We start from the raw sequence: 14,699 nt of genomic DNA, 5'->3' as shown, positions 1-14,699 counted from the left end.
GGGATCATCCGCCCGACGGCGGCCTGTACGGTCCGCCAGGCACGCCCCAGCCCCAGGCCGGCATCGGTTCGGTCTCGGGATCGCAGGTCTCGCCAAGGTTGGAGTTCATCTTCGCCAGCCGCGATCCCCATTCGACATAGGCCATGAAAGCCGAGCGGAATTCCGGATCGTCGGGCAGCCCGACCTCGTCGGCAGCGTCAGCGAGAAGATTGATCCAGCGGCGGCGCTGTTCCTCGCTCAGGTGCTTGCCGAGATGGTGCATCACCATCTCGCGGTGGCCGCCATGCTCTTCGCTGTAGGTCTTCGGTCCACCAAAGACCTCGCCGATGAAGGCGGCGACATGCGCGGGATGGTCCGGCGACATGTTTTTGAACACCGGGCCGACGATGGAATCCCTAGACACCTTGTCGTAGAAGGTTTGGGTCAGGCGATTCAGCGCTTCGGTGCCGCCGGCCCATTCGAACAATGTCGGGATATTTTGGCTCATTCTCGATCCTCGACCGGCCAGAGCGTCACTTGCTTCGGACGATAGCGGAACTATCGAACGTTGCTCAACCTGCCTCGATGGCCAGCTTGGGCCGGCTGCATGCCTGCGCCTTACAACTTGACGGGCGCGTCAGCCTGAACCTCGGACGTCGGAACCACGCGACAATTCTCCGGCATTGGCGCCGATTTGCAGATGGTCGGACCGGTAAATTCGTCAACCGATTCAAGCCCGGTCGTCAGCCCGACTTTCAACATCATGTCGGGTTCGAGCTGCCGATCACGAGAAGCCGGCACCGACCGGATCGCCACCAGCAGACCGGGTCCGACCGCCATGTCCTTGAGATAGGTTTTGACCTGCTGCTCCGACCCCGTGGAATCCACGGTCAATTGCGCACGAGGGCCGACAAGGCGCCTGACACCACCGGCAAGCATGATCGGACAGGCCGCCCCACACGCCCCGCTGGCATCGATCGTGAGCCCGACATAGACGCCATCTTCGGCGGTGCAATCCGCCTTGTCCGGCTCGCATCCAATGAAGTCCGTCCGCGCAACCGCCACGTCGAGCTTGCGTTCTCGGATCAGCCTTCCGGCGGCCAGAGCGCCAAGCACGTCACCTCCCGGCGAGTTGATCACCACGGGCAATCGCCGACCACCGATCTTGTCCAGCAGTTGGCGCAGCCGTTCCGGCGTCTGAGCGCTAATCGTGCCTTCCGCGGAGATCCATTCGGGACAATTGGGATCGCAGAGAAAACTTCTGCCTCGAACCAGAACGAAGCGCATATCGCCAACATCGGCCTGCTGCACGGTTTTGGGTTCGACCGACGCGGCGGGAGCGGGCTTGGCGTACGCCACCACATCGCCGGCCGGCGCCGGTATTTCCCTGCAGTTCGCGGCCACCGGATCGGTATTGCACAGGGTTGCCGTGGTCAGCAGGTCGACGGCATCCAGGCTGGTGACGAGCTTCGTCTGCAGCATGTCGTAGGGAGCCAGTTGCTGGATGGTGCTGGCCGGCGTGTTCTTCATCGTCTCGAGCACGCCTTGGCCGACGCCCATTTCCTTCAGATAGGCCGCCAGTCTTTTCTCCACCGACTTGCTCATCTCGTAGGTCTTGTAGCTGCCGGCGTTTTTGCGGCCGACGATCTTCTTGCTGAGGACCTTCTTCTTGCCCCTCACCACGCGATAGGTGGTCCGGTACTGCAATTTCGTCCGGATGTAAGTCGTGGTGATCTGATGGACGCCGAGATAGGCCCATTGCCCGACCACGCGCCTGATGCCGCCGGCAAACATCAGCGGACAAGCGGAATTGCAGATGGCGCCGCTGGCATAGGCATTGCCGAAATAGCGAGCGCCGCCCTTGCCGTCGTTTTCTTTGCAGTCCTTGGCTTCGGGCTGGCAACCGGTGAACCGGGTTTTGCCGACCGCGATATCGAGTTTGCTCTTGCGGAGCAGCCGGCCAAGCGCCAGCGCCGCTTCGACGTTGCCGCCGGGAGAGTCCACGACAACAGGCAGTTTTCGGCCGCCGAGTGCTTTGAGCGTGCGTTTGAACAGGGCCGGCGTGCCGGCTTCTATCGAGCCTTCAGCCGATATCCATTCCGGGCAGATCGGTTCGCAACCAGGCGCGCTGCTGCGGACGACGACAAACCGCATCGTCGGGCCAAGATCCGGCGCAGATTTTTTTGTATTCGCCGCGAAGGCAGCGTGTCCCATGACAAGGAACGACGCCAGGCAGATCACCCCCAGCGTCCACCATGTCTGGCCATTCAAACGGTGCCATGGAACCATTTGGGCAAGCCCCCGCTATGCAACCTATACTAGTTGAGGTTTGGACGCTTGCAATAGTGTTTGGAGCGACTGCGCAGGTGCATATCGGCGGTGCCCCAGAAAGCAAAAAGGGCAGCCCGAGGACTGCCCTTTCGCATTCGATCTGACCGGCAGTGCCGGTGTCGATTACTCTTTGATGGTGACGACGATGCCGGCACCGACGGTGCGGCCGCCTTCACGGATGGCGAAGCGCAGCTTCTCTTCCATGGCGATCGGCACGATCAGCTCGACATCGACCGTGATGTTGTCGCCGGGCATCACCATCTCGGTGCCTTCCGGCAGCGACACGATGCCGGTCACGTCGGTCGTGCGGAAATAGAACTGCGGCCGGTAGTTGGTGAAGAACGGCGTGTGACGGCCACCTTCGTCCTTGGTCAGGATGTAGGCTTCGGCCACGAACTTCTTGTGCGGCTTGACCGTGCCCGGCTTGGCCAGAACCTGGCCGCGCTCGACACCTTCACGGTCGACACCGCGCAGCAGCGCGCCGATGTTGTCGCCGGCCTGGCCCTGGTCGAGCAGCTTGCGGAACATCTCGACGCCGGTGCAGGTCGTCTTGGTCGTCGGACGGATGCCGATGATCTCCAGCTCCTCGCCGACCTTGACCACGCCGCGCTCGACGCGACCGGTCACAACCGTGCCGCGGCCCGAGATCGAGAACACGTCCTCGATCGGCATCAGGAACGGCTTGTCGAGCGGACGAACCGGCGTCGGGATGTAGTCGTCGACCGCAGCCATCAATTCGCGGATCGCGTCCTCGCCGATCTTCTTGTCGGAATCTTCCAGAGCCGCAAGCGCCGAACCCTTGACGATCGGAATGTCGTCGCCGGGGAACTCGTTCTTGGTCAACAGCTCACGCACCTCGAGCTCGACCAGCTCGAGCAGCTCGGCGTCGTCGACCTGGTCGACCTTGTTCAAAAACACCACGATCGACGGCACGCCGACCTGACGGGCCAGCAGAATGTGCTCGCGGGTCTGCGGCATCGGGCCGTCAGCGGCCGACACAACCAGGATCGCGCCGTCCATCTGCGCAGCGCCGGTGATCATGTTCTTCACATAGTCGGCGTGGCCGGGGCAGTCGACATGGGCGTAGTGGCGGGCAGCCGTCTCGTATTCGACATGCGCCGTCGAGATGGTGATGCCGCGCGCCTTCTCCTCAGGCGCCGCATCAATCTGGTCGTAGCGCTTGTATTCGCCAAAATACTTAGTGATCGCCGCCGTCAACGACGTCTTGCCATGATCGACGTGGCCAATCGTGCCAATGTTCACATGAGGCTTTGTACGCTCGAATTTACCTTTTGCCATAGTCTCTTTCCTTGGACGGCCTGGACCTTCAGTTCAGTCGAATGCGGGGCGATTAGCGACTACGGCCGAAAAACACAAGTGCCTTGTGGCCGAACGCATTTTCACTCGATCCCGAACCCATGATCCGATTTCAGGGATGTGACGCCGATATGGGAATGAGGCGACGCAAATGTAAGACGGACACCACCGCGGCCAGTCGCGACACAAACTCTTAATGAAAACGGGGGCAAGATAACGCCCGGGCACCTTGCGGCGCGGGCAAACGGGCACCATGCGGATAGCCGACTTCACGGCAGGAAAAAACCTGCAACGTCTTATCTATCTCGCCGTCTGCGGCTTGATATTTGCCTATCTCTGCGTGCTTGTCATTGCGGTATTGATTGGCGATTGGCTGTTCGACGCGAACGGACAGCCAATCGCCACCGATTTCCTGGCATTTTGGGGCGCTGGCAAGTTTGTTCTGCAAGGCCACGCAGCCGATGCCTATAACTTGGAAATGCACAAGAGCATCTCGTCCGCTGAAAGCGGCGCCGTTTTCAATGGCTATTATTCCTGGCAATATCCTCCAACTTTCCTGCTGGTGACCGCAGCATTGGCGCTGGTGTCTTATCCCGCCGCGTTGGTTTCATGGATGGCATTCGGGATAACGTTCTATGCCTTTGCCATACGGCTGATCGGGGAGACACGCCTTGCGGTTCTGGCAGCCATGGCCTGGCCTCCCGTGCTTTGGAACACAGCGGTCGGGCAAAACGGCTTCGTCACCGCCGCCCTGCTTGGCGCAGCTATCGCATCGATTGAAAAACGCCCGGCGCTCGCCGGCCTCTTCTTCGGTCTGCTTACCTACAAGCCGCAGTTCGGTCTAATCATACCCGTTGCCCTCATCGCTGGAGGCTATTGGCGGGTCATCGGATGGGCCACCATTTCCGCCACTGCAATGGCCGTGCTTTCCATCGCCGTTTTCGGCACGCAGATCTGGTCCGACTTCTTTGACACCGCCGCCAAGATAAACGGGATGATCCTCGTCGACGGCAGGGCCGATTTTTCAAAGCTTCAAAGCCTCTATGGCTTTGTCCGCGCGCTTGGCGGAAGCTTGACGACCGCATGGGTCGCGCAGGGTTTTCTCATCGCAGCCCTGAGCGCCGGCAACATCTGGATATGGCTTCAAAAAGGAGCTTTCCATGTCAAGGCAGCAGCTCTCGCGACGGCGACGATCCTCGGCTCGCCGTACGCGTTCATCTACGATTTCGTAGCCCTCGCCGTTCCGCTGGTGTTTCTGGGGAAAACAGGCTTTTCGGCGAAAGAGAGCGCCGTCGTGATCGCTGCAGGCATTCTGGTCGGCTGCGGTCCCTCGCAATACGCTCCCACCGCGTTCTTCTCGGCGCTGCTCGTGCTCAGCCTGGTGATCGGCCGTGCATTGCAGGTCTATGCCGTCCCGATACGTCCGGCGGTTTCGCGGGCCGGAATGGCCCGCGCGAACTGAAGCAAATCCTGCTCCCTTGCCCGTTGGCGCCCATTGCCGCCATTAACCAGGTCTGATTTCCTGATCCAATGCATTTCATTCCGATCGCCATCCGCGGCCCGCTGTTCATGATCCTCTCGACCGGGTCCTATGTCGTCAACGACACGATGATGAAGCTGGCGACGGTGGGGCTGCCACCCTATGAGGTGCTGTTTCTGCGCGGGACGGCGGCGACGCTGTGGGGCATCCCGTTGCTGTTTGCGCTGGGCTACGCCAAGCAGATCCCGCTGATCCTCGAAAGAAGAGTGTTGCGGAGAAACCTGTTCGAGCTGGCGGCAATCCTTTGCTACGTGGTGGCGCTCGCCAACATGCAGATCGCCGATTCGACCGCCTTGGGGCAGATCACTCCTCTGCTTATGCTGATTGGCTCCTCTGTCCTGTTCCGCGAACGGATCGGAGGGTTGCGCATGGCGCTGATCGGGCTCGGCTTCATCGGAGCGGTGATGGTGGCGCAGCCGACCATGCAGGGTATCTCGGTCTACGCTTTGCTGGCGCTCGGCAACGCGGCATTCGCCGCCGCGCGCGATCTCGCCGGGCGGCGGGTCGCCGCCGATGTGCCTGGAATGATCGTGGCTATTTCCGCGGTGGTGGTGGTGCTGGTCGGCTCAGGCGTCGCGCATTTGGTGTCGGAGCGTTGGGTGATGCCCGAGACGCATCATCTGCTGCTGATGGCCGGGGCCGGATTGTTCCTGATCTTCGGCCACTTCTTCATCTTCATGGCCTATCGCGTCGGGCCAACCGGCGTGGTGGCGCCGTTCTATTACTGCTTCACCGTCTGGGCAGTCATTTCGGGTCTGGTGGTGTTCCAGCAATTCCCGAACGCGCTGGCGATCAGCGGCATCCTTCTGGTGGTGGCCAGCGGGCTGACCATCGTGTCGCTCGACGAGCGCCGGCGCCGGCTGACCGTGGTCGCCTAATTCAAGCAGTGGTCACCGCTAAAATGGAGAAGAGACTGTGACAAGCCAGGAGAATGCCGGCAACCGCATGCTTGCCGGGAAGTGCCTGTGTGGCGCCGTGCAATACGCGGTGGCCGACGAGTTCATCTACGCTGCGAATTGCCACTGCTCGAACTGCCGGCGCACCACCGGTTCCGCCTTCAAGCCGTTTGCCGGCATCGAGCGTGAGAGGCTGAGCCTGACCAAAGGCGAGGACAATCTCCTGATCTTCGGCGAGGAGACCGTCCATGACACCCATTGCAAGACCTGCGGCTCATTGCTCTATTCGGTCGTCCGCGACGGCGCTTTCGTGCACGTCGCCATGGGAACCCTCGTCGACGAGCCGGCTATCCGCCCGACGCATCACATCTTTGTCGGCTCCAAGGCGAAGTGGTTTGCAATCACCGACGACCTGCCCCAATTCGAAGAGCATGTGGTGAACGCCGAAGGTGCTGACGGACAGCCGGCACAGACCGGCAGCTAGAGAATTATCCTCGGCTCGATAAGCGAGCGCTTGGACATGAAGTGAAAGAGATTGCGCGGTGTTCGGGGATAGATGATCCGGCCATCGCGCAAGGCTCCCGGATCGCCGAAAACATGCAGCGTCGAGGGATCATCGGCATCGCCTTCAGGAATGCCTCCCCATTTTTGCGGATCGTAGTAATCGACGAGAAATCCATAGTCGTAGCGGCAAAACCGCATCGCCTTGGCCAACGCCGCCGGCGACAGGTCCGAAGGGCTGATTTTCCTGCCGCCGACCTGCAGCCGTGGCAGGTCGAATACCCGTCCGCTTACAGAGGATAGAAACGCCTTCACTCTGTCCATCTGCTCGAATTTGAAGACATGTTCGAAGAGGAACAGGCTGCAGCCGGTAAAATAGCGCGGCGACGCCACGTGGAACTGGATCTCCCAGGAGCAGGCGCAGTATTTCTCGATGTTGAAAATGAACGTATCGAAGTCCGGATCGACCGGAATGCCGAGCCTTTCAAGCTTCTCCCTGTCCACCTCCGGTCTGGTCAGAACCCGAGTGTCGGAGATCCTGCTGGAATAGGCGGAGAGAAGCCGCTCCAGGGGATCGCGGACGATCGTGAACCGGCCCTTGTGTCCGTCATATGTGGGAAAGAAAGGGTCGACGTAGTTTGTCGCCAAATGGCCGTGAACGTCATTGTCGGGGTCGAACCCGGAGAGCGAGCCTTCCTTTCCGTCGAGCGCCATAAGCGCATATTTGACGCTGCTGCTGCCACTCTTCGGGATGGGATAATAGGTGATCGCGAGTTCTTTTATTTCAATCGCCATTGCCGACTGCGCCCGACATCGCCCATCCCGCCCAAATCCGTGCCGGAAATTCCCTATCAGAGTTGCCCGCTTGCCTCTAGCCAGGAACAAGCGGGCCGCAGCCCGGTATCCTGCCTTAGGCGACAAGTGCAAAAGCGCCGAACGTTAGAAACGCTCAACCAAATTATCGTTTCGTTTTCGCATTCTCTGTCAAAGAAACTATAGTGATCGCGTTTGCCAGATTTGTTGCGGGGATTTTCTGTGGCATTGCCGCCGGACTGGATGCCCAACGTTCCGATGAAGCGGGTCATTTGCCATTGGACGGCAGGCTTGCATTCGGCAGGCGAGACCGACAAGGACGCCTATCATATCCTGGTCGAGGGGAATGGTGGCCTCGTCAGGGGCCGGCCTTCCATCACGCTCAATTCCGGCAGGGTGAAATCGGGATACGCAGCTCACACCCTCAACTGCAACAGCGGCTCGATCGGGGTTTCTCTCTGCTGCATGGCCGGGGCGGAAGAAAGACCATTCAATGCCGGCCAATACCCGATGACGAGGACGCAGTGGGATGCGCTGATCGTTGTCGTCGCCGCGCTTTGCAAATACTATCGCATCAAGGTCACGCCCAAAACGGTTCTTTCGCACGCCGAGGTCGAGCGCAATCTCGGCATCGAGCAACGCGGAAAATGGGATGTTAGCCGCCTGCCCTTTGACCCGACGGTCGTCGGCGCGAGGGCTTGCGGCGACCGGCTGCGCCAGCAGGTCATGGCAGCGATGGGGTCGATGCCCGACCTGCCCGTCAGAAGCGGCCGTGACGCGGCTCTCGAGACTGCCTTCAGGCGTCTGCTCGATGAATTGTGGCCAATCCTGGCCAGAGGGCTCGAAGCTGGCTTCAACACGCTGGTCCGAGAAATCCTCAAAAGGATCAGGTAGGACGTTTCAGCGCCCGCGCCGCACCGTCGCACGGGTAATTGGACGAGAAGTCGCGGCTTCCCAGAGCGGAAAGCCGCGATATCGGATGGACCGAAAGCGGCCGGCCAGAACACGTCAGGCGGCCCGCCGAGGCCGCCTTACCTGTCGGCCTTTAATCTCTAAAGAGCCCGGTTCCCGGTGAACTGGTGATAGGCCCACAGAACGACCACCGATCCCAGCACGGCGACGATCAGGCTGTAGATGTTGAGGCCGGTAACGCCTGACGCGCCAAAGGCGCTGAAGATCAGGCCGCCGACAACAGCGCCGACGATCCCGAGTATGATATCAAGAACAAGGCCCTGCCCGCTCTTGTTGACGATCTTGCTGCCTATAAAGCCGGCGATGACGCCAAGGATGATCCAGCTTAATATTGACATTTTCCTCTCCATTCCCCGCAGCCGATTACTTCCACATTATTAAGCAAAGCTCAAGCCAACTTGAAATTCATGATTACGGAAAGCTCAACCAGCTTGAAATTCGACCCGAATGGGTCATTGTGGAGATGGGACGGGCAACATTGACATGGAGATCCACAATGGGACTGTTTGACAATGCCGTTCCCGGCGGTAACGTCGCCAAGCCGCTGATGATCGCGCTCGGTGTGCTGCTGGTTGGAAAAATGCTGAGCGGTGGAAGTTCCGCCCAGACCGATCCGGCCCAAAGCCCCGCCCCCGTGCCGCCTGATACAACCGCATCCGCCGACGGTGGCTTGCTCGGCGGACTGGGCGGCCTGCTCGATAAGCTGAAAGACGCCGGCCACGGCAATGCCGCCGATTCGTGGGTCGGCACCGGGCAGAACCAGCCCATCCAGGCCAATGATCTGGGCAATGCGTTGGGCCCGCAGGTCATTCGCGAGATCGCGCAAAGGACAGGGCTGAACGAGCAGGACTTGCTCAAGCAATTGTCCGCGGCTTTGCCGGGTCTCGTCGACCAAATGACGCCGAACGGACAGGTGCCGCAACAGAATCAGCTCGCGTCGATATTCAGCAAATTCAGCAGCTAGGTCGCCGCGCCCCTTGGACGCGCTACGAAGCTCCAACACCTTGAATTTCAATTGCGGACGGTCCCGTCCGCAAAGCGTTTCAACCTTGCGCTGACCTTTGGTTCTGGATCATGCGCGAAGCCCGACGGAGCAGCGAATGGAAATCTGGAGCGGGTAGCGGGAATCGAACCCGCATATTCAGCTTGGAAGGCTGCTGCTCTACCACTGAGCTATACCCGCGCCTTTCAGTTAGGCATCGGCCGAAAACCGCTATGCACTTTTCGATCCGATGCTTCCGCGTTTCAGGGCTTCCGGGCCGGCAGTGGTGGAGAGGGTTGGATTTGAACCAACGTAGGCATAGCCAACGGATTTACAGTCCGTCCCCTTTAACCACTCGGGCACCTCTCCAGTCTGCCGCCGGAGCCATGCAACGAGGCATCGACGCGTCGCAACCGCCGTAGCAGCCCTTCGCGAAGCGCCTTATGGCGGCAGCGCCCAAAACTGTCAACCGCAACATCCCGGCAAAACGCGCTGAATTTGATGCCTCGCCCGACAAGCAGGTTCTGCGGCTGTATCCATACGCAGACGACACGGCTATAGAACCGGCCATGAGCAACGACAACAAGCCCAAGACCCCAAAAGACACCCACTACGCCAAGCTGCGCCGTGCGCATCGAGACGAGAAGAGCGGCGGCGCGCCGACGTTCAGGCCGCGCCAGCCGGTGCCGCCGGGAGAGACCGTCGCGAACGGCCTGGTGAGGCTCTACGGCCTGCATACGGTGCGGGCGGCACTCGACAATCCGAGCCGGCGGATCAGGAAGATGCTGGTGACGCGCAATGCCGCCGAGCGGCTGGCGATCGCCAACCTCGCCGCCTTGCCCTTCGAGGCAGAGCTGGTCGAACCGAAGGACATCGACAAGGTCACCGGCTCCGATGCCGTTCATCAAGGCGTGTTGATCGAGGCCGAGCCGCTAAAACCCAAGCGCCTCGACGCGCTCGGCGATACGACGCTGGTGCTGGTGCTCGACCAGGTCACCGACCCGCACAATGTCGGTGCGATCTTGCGCTCGGCAGTCGCCTTCGGCGCCGGCGCGCTGATCACCACGGCGCGCCACAGCCCGCATGAATCCGGCGTGCTGGCGAAATCGGCCTCCGGCGCGCTGGAGCATATCGACCAGATCGAGGTGAAGAACCTCGCCGACGCGCTCGGCCAGTTGCACGAGGCCGGCTTCCAGACCATCGGCCTCGATTCGGACGGGCCGGCGGAACTCGAAAAGAGTTTTTCGGGAGAAAAGATCGCATTGGTGCTGGGCGCCGAAGGCAAGGGCCTGCGCCAGAAGACGCGCGAGACGGTGACGACGCTCGCCCGGCTCGACATGCCCGGCGCCATCCGCTCGCTCAACGTGTCGAATGCTGCGGCGGTGAGCCTTTATGCGGCGAGGAAGTTTTTAGGGCAGTAAGGGAATAGGGCAATAAGGCAGTATGTTTCGCTCAGAGTGGATCCACCCTACTGCCCTACTGCCCTACTGCCCTACTGCCCTACTGCCCTACTGCCCTACTGCCCTACTGCCCTACTGCCCTACTGCCCTACTGCCCTACTGCCCTACTGCCCTACTGCCCTACTGCCCTACTGCCCTACTGCCCTAACCCATGCCCCGCCATCCTCTCCAGCGCCTTGACCAGCGCCGAGTGATCCTCCTTGGCGCCGCCATTGGCCGCGCAGGAGTTGAACAATTGCTGTGTGGTAGAGGTGTTGGGTAGCGCGACGCCGAGCGCCTTCGCGCCTTCAAGAGCGAGATTAAGATCCTTCTGGTGCAGTTCGATGCGAAAGCCCGGCGCGAAGCTGCGCTTGATCATCCGCTCACCATGCACTTCGAGGATGCGCGAGGCGGCCAGTCCGCCCATTAGCGCCTGCCGGACCTTGGCCGGGTCGGCACCGGCTTTTGAAGCGAAAACAAGGGCTTCGGCGACCGCTTCAATGGTCAGCGCGACGACGATCTGGTTGGCGACCTTGGTGGTCTGGCCGACGCCGTTAGGCCCGACCAGCGTGATGTTCTTGCCCATCTTCCCGAACACCGGCCTGGCGCGCTCGAAGGCCTTTTCGTCGCCACCGACCATTATGGTCAGCGATGCGGCCTTGGCGCCGACCTCGCCGCCGGACACCGGCGCGTCGAGATAGTCGCAGCCAAGCGCATTGATTTTTCTGGCGAATTCCTTCGTTTCGATCGGCGAGATCGAGCTCATATCGATGACCAGCTTGCCGCCGGACAGACCCGAGGCGACGCCGTTGTTGCCGAACAGCACATCGGCCACCTCAGGCGTGTCGGGAACCATGGTGAGGATGATGTCGGCCGTTTTCGCCACGACGTCATGGCCGGAGACGGTCTTCAGACCCTTGGCGACGAGATCGGCCGGTGGCTTGGATCGGTGGTCGCTGGCGACGACGGTGTAGCCAGCGTCGAGCAGATGCCCCGCCATCGGCGCGCCCATGATGCCGAGGCCGATGAAACCGATGGTTTCCATTCATTTTCTCCGTCGTGTTTGCTTGTTAAGGCCGCGTTCCTTCGCGCCCCCCTCTGGCCTGCCGGCCATCTCCCCCACGGGTGGGGAGATTGGATGTCACCGCCGCCTTCGCCAATCTCCAAGGTTGCAGGAGTGAGTGAGGCGCCGAAACTGCCGATCTCCCCACCCGTGGGGAGATGGCCGGCAGGCCAGAGGGGGGCGCGAAGGGACTCGACTTCAATCGCGACTTCCTGCACCTACGCCGCCGCACTACCCTGCCCGGCCAAGTTCCGGAACCATCCGAGTCCGGCTTCCGTCCCCGCCTTCGGCTTGTACTCCGCCCCGATCCAGCCGGAATAACCAATGCGGTCGATGTGGTTGTACAGAAAGGGAAAATTGATCTCGCCCGTCCCCGGCTCATGACGGCCGGGATTGTCCGCAAGCTGGATATGCGCGATGCGGCCGAGGTTTGCCTCGATGGTGCGGGCGAGATCCCCCTCCATGATCTGCATGTGATAGATGTCGTATTGCAGGAACAGGTTCTTCGAGCCGACGCGGTCGATGAGCGCCAAGGCCTGATCCGAATAATTCAGGAAGAAGCCTGGAATATCGAGCGTGTTGATCGGCTCGATCAGAAGCCTGATGCCGGCCTGCTCCAGCTTCTCCGCTGCGAAAGCCAGGTTCTCGGCAAAGACATCTTCCAGCACGCTCCGTTCGACGCCCCGCGGCGCGATGCCGGCAAGGCAGTTGACCTGTTCGCAACCCAGCGCATGCGCGTAGGTGATCGCCTTGGCGACGCCTTGCCGGAACTCGGGAACGCGATCCGGCAACACGGCGATGCCGCGCTCGCCCTTGGCCCAATCGCCGGCCGGCAGGTTGAACAGCACCTGGGTCAGGCCGTTCTTCCTGAGCCTCGCGGCAACCACCTCCGGCGCATGGTCATAAGGACCGATATATTCGACGCCTTTGAAGCCGGCGCGGGCGGCGGCATCGAAGCGGTCGAGGAAATCGTGCTCGCCAAAGAGCATCGAGAGATTGGCTGAAAAACGCGGCATTCTCTTCTCCCATTCAGTCGAGCATCACGATCGCGGTCGGCGCGTCTTTGTGATGTTCGGCAAGCTCCTCGAACTCGGTGATCTTGTCGATTTCGGTGCCCATCGAAATGTTGGTGACGCGCTCGAGGATGAATTCGAGCACGACGGGAACCTGGTGCTCCTTCATCAGGCGCTGTGCCTGATCGAAGGCGCCGGCGAATTCCTCCGGCCTGCGCACCCGGACCGCCTTGCAGCCCATGGCCTCGGCGACCGCAACGTGATCGACGCCGTAGCCAGCCTCGGGATCGTCTTTCCGGTTGACGTTCTCGAAGGCGAGACTGACCTCGAAATCCATCGAAAAGCCGCGCTGCGCCTGGCGGATCAGGCCGAGATAGGCATTGTTCACCACGACGTGGATATAGGGCAATTTGTGCTGCGCGCCGGCCGCCAATTCCTCGATCATGAACTGGAAATCATAGTCGCCGGACAGCGCCACGATGTTGCGCTGCGGATCGGCGGCGCGGACGCCAAGCGCTGCCGGCAGCGTCCAGCCAAGCGGGCCGGCCTGGCCGCAATTGATCCAGTTGCGCGGCTTGTAGACATGCAGGAACTGCGCGCCGGCGATCTGCGAAAGCCCGATCGTGGTGACATAGGTGGTATCGCGGCCGAATGCCTTGTTCATCTCCTCATAGACGCGCTGCGGCTTCAGCGGCACCTGGTCGAAATGCGTCTTGCGCTTCATCGTCTTCTTGCGACCCTGGCATTCCCTGACCCAGCCCGACCAGTCGCGCAGTTTCTCTGCCGTCTTCCACTCGGTGGCGACGTCGAGCAGCATTTTGAGCGCCGCGCCCGCATCCGACACGACACCGAGATCCGGCGCGAAGACGCGGCCTATCTGAGTGGGCTCGATGTCGACATGGATGAATTTTTTGCCTCTGGTGTAGACGTCGACAGAGCCGGTGTGGCGGTTGGCCCAGCGGTTGCCGATGCCGAAGACGAAATCGGCTTCGAGCATCGTCGCATTGCCGTAGCGATGCGACGTCTGCAGGCCGCACATGCCGGCCATCAGCCGGTGGTCGTCGGGGATCGCGCCCCAGCCCATCAGCGTCGGGATCACGGGCACGCCAGTAACTTCGGCGAACTCGATCAGCAGGTCCGAAGCGTCAGCGTTGATGATGCCGCCACCGGCGACGATCAGCGGTCTTTCGGCCGCGTTGAGCATCGCCAACGCCTTCTCCGCCTGGCTGCGCGACATTGCCGGCTTGAACGGCACCAGCGGCTCATAGGCATCGACATCGAACTCGATCTCGGCCAGTTGCACATCGACCGGCAGATCGATCAGCACCGGCCCCGGCCGCGATGAGCGCATCAAGTGAAACGCCTTCTGCAGCGCCATCGGCACGAGATAGGGTTCCATGACGGTGACCGCCCATTTGGCGACGGGTGCTGCGATCGCAGCTATGTCGACGGCCTGGAAATCCTCCTTGTTGAGACGCGCCCGCGGCGCCTGGCCGGTGATGCAGAGTATGGGAATAGAATCAGCCGCGGCCGAATAGAGGCCGGTGATCATGTCGGTGCCGGCCGGACCCGAAGTGCCGACGCACAGGCCGATATTGCCTGATTTGGCGCGGGTAAAGCCTTCGGCCATGTGCGACGCCGCCTCGACATGGCGCGCGAGGATGTGGCGGATCGTGCCCCTCGCCTTCAGCGCCGAATAGAACGGGTTTATCGCAGCACCCGGTACGCCGAAGGCGCAGGAAATACCTTCCTTTTCCAAAACGAGAACCGCTGCGTCGACCGCGCGCATCCTGGCCATTTCAGCCTCCACGGAATTTGTTGATGGCTGAGAATGCCAGTGGGCCGACTATTTT

General features: G+C 61.2%; 14 protein-coding genes and 2 tRNA genes. 6 read left to right on the top strand and 10 right to left on the bottom strand.

Annotation, left to right across the window (positions count from 1 at the left end; translation table 11 throughout):
• Positions 1-4 precede the first annotated feature (4 nt).
• The 3 genes from RPG13_RS19580 to tuf all read right to left on the bottom strand — a co-directional run bounded on the left by RPG13_RS19580 (position 5) and on the right by tuf (position 3,609).
• Positions 5-487 carry a group II truncated hemoglobin gene (locus RPG13_RS19580; RefSeq protein ID WP_337125768.1) on the bottom strand — a complete coding sequence of 161 codons (483 nt, stop codon included), beginning with the start codon at positions 485-487 and terminating at the stop codon, positions 5-7.
• A 110-nt stretch (positions 488-597) separates the two neighbouring features.
• On the bottom strand, positions 598-2,268 hold the full coding sequence (locus RPG13_RS19575; RefSeq protein ID WP_337125767.1) for a hypothetical protein: 1,671 nt from the start codon (positions 2,266-2,268) through the stop codon (positions 598-600).
• Positions 2,269-2,433: 165 nt separating this feature from the next.
• Positions 2,434-3,609: an elongation factor Tu gene (gene tuf, locus RPG13_RS19570; protein WP_126106702.1), complete on the bottom strand. Its 1,176-nt coding sequence runs from the start codon at positions 3,607-3,609 to the stop codon at positions 2,434-2,436.
• A 271-nt stretch (positions 3,610-3,880) separates the two neighbouring features.
• Here tuf and RPG13_RS19565 point away from each other — a divergent pair, with 271 nt between their 5' ends.
• From RPG13_RS19565 to RPG13_RS19555, 3 genes are all read left to right on the top strand, one after another.
• A complete protein-coding gene (locus RPG13_RS19565) occupies positions 3,881-5,089 on the top strand; it encodes a glycosyltransferase family 87 protein (protein WP_337125766.1) in 1,209 nt (402 codons plus the stop codon).
• A 68-nt stretch (positions 5,090-5,157) separates the two neighbouring features.
• On the top strand, positions 5,158-6,045 hold the full coding sequence (locus tag RPG13_RS19560) for a DMT family transporter (protein ID WP_126106710.1): 888 nt from the start codon (positions 5,158-5,160) through the stop codon (positions 6,043-6,045).
• Between the two features lie 67 nt (positions 6,046-6,112).
• Entirely contained in the window at positions 6,113-6,547 is a 435-nt protein-coding gene (locus RPG13_RS19555) for a GFA family protein (protein ID WP_126107503.1), read from the top strand.
• Here RPG13_RS19555 and RPG13_RS19550 read toward each other — a convergent pair.
• A complete protein-coding gene (locus RPG13_RS19550) occupies positions 6,544-7,359 on the bottom strand; it encodes a sulfotransferase family 2 domain-containing protein (RefSeq protein ID WP_128284353.1) in 816 nt (271 codons plus the stop codon). The genes RPG13_RS19555 and RPG13_RS19550 overlap by 4 nt on opposite strands.
• A gap of 240 nt (positions 7,360-7,599) precedes the next feature.
• On the opposite strand from RPG13_RS19550, the gene RPG13_RS19545 reads away from it, so the two are divergent.
• Positions 7,600-8,271, top strand: coding sequence for a peptidoglycan recognition protein family protein (locus RPG13_RS19545; RefSeq protein WP_292505775.1), 672 nt, complete (start codon positions 7,600-7,602; stop codon positions 8,269-8,271).
• A 158-nt stretch (positions 8,272-8,429) separates the two neighbouring features.
• Here the strand turns inward: RPG13_RS19545 and RPG13_RS19540 are convergent, their stop codons facing one another.
• Positions 8,430-8,687, bottom strand: coding sequence for a GlsB/YeaQ/YmgE family stress response membrane protein (locus RPG13_RS19540; protein ID WP_095489451.1), 258 nt, complete (start codon positions 8,685-8,687; stop codon positions 8,430-8,432).
• Between the two features lie 158 nt (positions 8,688-8,845).
• Between RPG13_RS19540 and RPG13_RS19535 the strand changes: the two genes are divergently transcribed.
• A complete protein-coding gene (locus RPG13_RS19535; protein ID WP_337127035.1) occupies positions 8,846-9,313 on the top strand; it encodes a YidB family protein in 468 nt (155 codons plus the stop codon).
• A gap of 145 nt (positions 9,314-9,458) precedes the next feature.
• Here the strand turns inward: RPG13_RS19535 and RPG13_RS19530 are convergent.
• Positions 9,459-9,532, bottom strand: a tRNA-Gly gene (locus RPG13_RS19530).
• A gap of 83 nt (positions 9,533-9,615) precedes the next feature.
• Positions 9,616-9,700, bottom strand: a tRNA-Tyr gene (locus RPG13_RS19525).
• Between the two features lie 200 nt (positions 9,701-9,900).
• On the opposite strand from RPG13_RS19525, the gene RPG13_RS19520 reads away from it, so the two are divergent.
• Positions 9,901-10,752, top strand: a complete 852-nt coding sequence (locus RPG13_RS19520; protein ID WP_127205705.1) for a TrmH family RNA methyltransferase — start codon at positions 9,901-9,903, stop codon at positions 10,750-10,752.
• A gap of 175 nt (positions 10,753-10,927) precedes the next feature.
• On the opposite strand, the gene RPG13_RS19515 is transcribed toward RPG13_RS19520, so the two are convergent.
• From RPG13_RS19515 to gcl, 3 genes are all read right to left on the bottom strand, one after another.
• Positions 10,928-11,815 carry a 2-hydroxy-3-oxopropionate reductase gene (locus tag RPG13_RS19515; protein WP_337125765.1) on the bottom strand — a complete coding sequence of 296 codons (888 nt, stop codon included), beginning with the start codon at positions 11,813-11,815 and terminating at the stop codon, positions 10,928-10,930.
• 236 nt (positions 11,816-12,051) lie between these two features.
• On the bottom strand, positions 12,052-12,849 hold the full coding sequence (hyi, locus tag RPG13_RS19510; protein WP_095489454.1) for a hydroxypyruvate isomerase: 798 nt from the start codon (positions 12,847-12,849) through the stop codon (positions 12,052-12,054).
• Positions 12,850-12,862: 13 nt separating this feature from the next.
• A complete protein-coding gene (gcl, locus tag RPG13_RS19505) occupies positions 12,863-14,644 on the bottom strand; it encodes a glyoxylate carboligase (RefSeq protein WP_292674730.1) in 1,782 nt (593 codons plus the stop codon).
• Positions 14,645-14,699: the final 55 nt, after the last annotated feature.

Source organism: Mesorhizobium sp. ISC15, assembly GCF_037162615.1.
Taxonomy (GTDB): Bacteria; Pseudomonadota; Alphaproteobacteria; order Rhizobiales; family Rhizobiaceae; genus Mesorhizobium; species Mesorhizobium mediterraneum.
The sequence above is the reverse complement of the archived record's forward strand: the minus strand, read 5'-3'. Positions and strand labels throughout refer to the sequence as shown.